Genomic DNA, 1,778 nt, shown 5'->3' with positions numbered 1-1,778 from the left:
ACATCGGGTCGAAGACAGAGGCCGTGTGGTAGCAGATGCCGGAAGCGAGCAGTTGGCGGAAATTACGGCGTAAATCTTGGTGAGAAAGCCTGGACATACGAGTTCCACCATATAAAGGAATGGAAGGGCTTGAGCAAAAGTGTCAACGCCGAAGGAACAAAAGGCTATCACGCGGGCGGGTAAAGGATGATGACGAATTTTTTTGGCAAGTGAACGCAAGATCTTTTCCGCTCACGCCGCTACCGCTTGCTGCTGTTGGTTGAGCAGCGGCACCGCGCGTACCGAGCTGCCGGGTTGCAATTGCAGGCGTTTGGCGGTGAGGCGGTCGACCACCAGGCTATTGCCCACCAGCCGCGCCCGGGCGGTGGTGATGCGGCAGTTTTCCAGGCGACGGTTGTGGATCAGCCATACCGGGGCCTGGTCGTCGGGCGTGCCGATGGCCAGCACCAGTGATTGGCTGTCGCGCACCGCGCGGATTCTCGACACCGGGGCTTCGATCACCGGGCCTGCGTCGAAGATGTCGATGTAACCCTTATGGGCAAACCCCTCGGCGGTGAGGATCTTCAGCGCCGGTTCGGTGTTGGGGTGGGGCTTGCCGATCACCGCCTGGGCCTGTTCGGTGAGCAGGCAGGTGTAGAGCGGCTGGCGCGGCATCAGTTCGGCGATGAACGCTTTGCTGCCCAGCCCCGACAAGTGATCGGCATGGCTGAAATCCATCTTGAAGAAGTGCCGGCCCAGGCTGTCCCAGAACGGTGAGCAGCCATGTTCGTCGGCACTGCCGCGCAGTTCGGCGATGAGCTTGTCGCCGAACAGCTGGGGGAATTCGGCAACGAACAGCAGTCCCCCCAGCGACAGCAATCGACCATTGCTGCCATAACGTTGATCGTGTCGCAGAAACAACGAGCAGATTTCCGATTGCCCGGTCATTTCGTTGTTGAGGAACAACGTGGGGATCTGGCGCTGAATGCCCAGGTCCGGCGATGAACTGACCGTGAGCCCGACCCGGTAGTTGTACCAGGGCTCACGCAGACCGACGGCCCCGATCAGGGCACTGACGCCGACCACTTGCTGATCATCGTCTTCGAGCACAAACAGGTAGTCGGCATCCGCGCGCTCGACCTGTTCGGCGAAAGTCCGCTGGGCCCAGCGCACCCGGTGGGTCAGGCGCTCTTCGTTGGCCGGCAGGGTAGTGAACCCGGGGCCGGCCCGTTGTACCAAATCCAGTAAAGCGGGCAGGTCGGTCATTTGAACCGGGCGCAAAATCATGATGCAGCTCCTTCTTCGCGCCTGCTCGGGCGCTGTCGTTGGGCTCGGGGCCGGTTGCCACTCACAGGGCGATCAGCCGGATCGCACTGGCGTCGGTCACGTTCAAGGCCGCGCACATCTCGGCGCTCAAGGCGATAGGTTGCCCGGCGCAGTAGTCCAGTTCGGCGACGATGGCGCGGTAGTCCTTCAACGAATCGTTGCTCACCAGGTAACTGCCACGGGCGTCGATGGGCGAGCCCGTCTGCACCGTGCCGGCCTGGCTCTGGGCGATGGAACGAATGCTTGAGGTGCGGGCGTACAGCGTCGGGCCGCCGTCGAACAGGTCGATGTAGCTGTTGGTCTCGAAGCCTTCGCGCTCCAGAATGTCGAAGGCCTCCTGGCCATCGGGGTGGATCCGGCCGATGCAATCTTGCGCAGCCTGCGACAGCATCGGCACGTAGATCGGGTATTGCGGCATCAATTCTGCGAGGAATGTCCGGCTCTGCAGGCCGCAAAGCCGCTCGGCCTCGACG

The 1,778-nt window shown here is 62.1% G+C and carries 2 protein-coding genes and 1 pseudogene; all 3 read right to left on the bottom strand.

Annotated elements, in window-relative coordinates:
* A pseudogene (locus AC1DLB_RS29185) lies at positions 1 to 97 on the bottom strand (isocitrate lyase/PEP mutase family protein); the annotation flags it as partial.
* A 134-nt stretch (positions 98 to 231) separates the two neighbouring features.
* On the bottom strand, positions 232 to 1,266 hold the full coding sequence (gene astA, locus AC1DLB_RS29180) for an arginine N-succinyltransferase (protein ID WP_064617603.1): 1,035 nt from the start codon (positions 1,264 to 1,266) through the stop codon (positions 232 to 234).
* Positions 1,267 to 1,327: 61 nt separating this feature from the next.
* Positions 1,328 to 1,778 (bottom strand): arginine N-succinyltransferase (locus tag AC1DLB_RS29175; protein ID WP_477786204.1); only part of this gene is annotated, 451 nt, incomplete at its 5' end.

It is taken from the genome of Pseudomonas sp. 05N434 (assembly GCF_056396965.1).
The sequence above is the reverse complement of the archived record's forward strand: the minus strand, read 5'-3'. Positions and strand labels throughout refer to the sequence as shown.

What these genes read in the sequence shown, in the direction of transcription:
- astA (WP_064617603.1), bottom strand. Translation starts at nt 1,266, where the DNA reads ATGATTTTGCGCCCGGTTCAAATGACCGACCTGCCCGCTTTACTGGAT.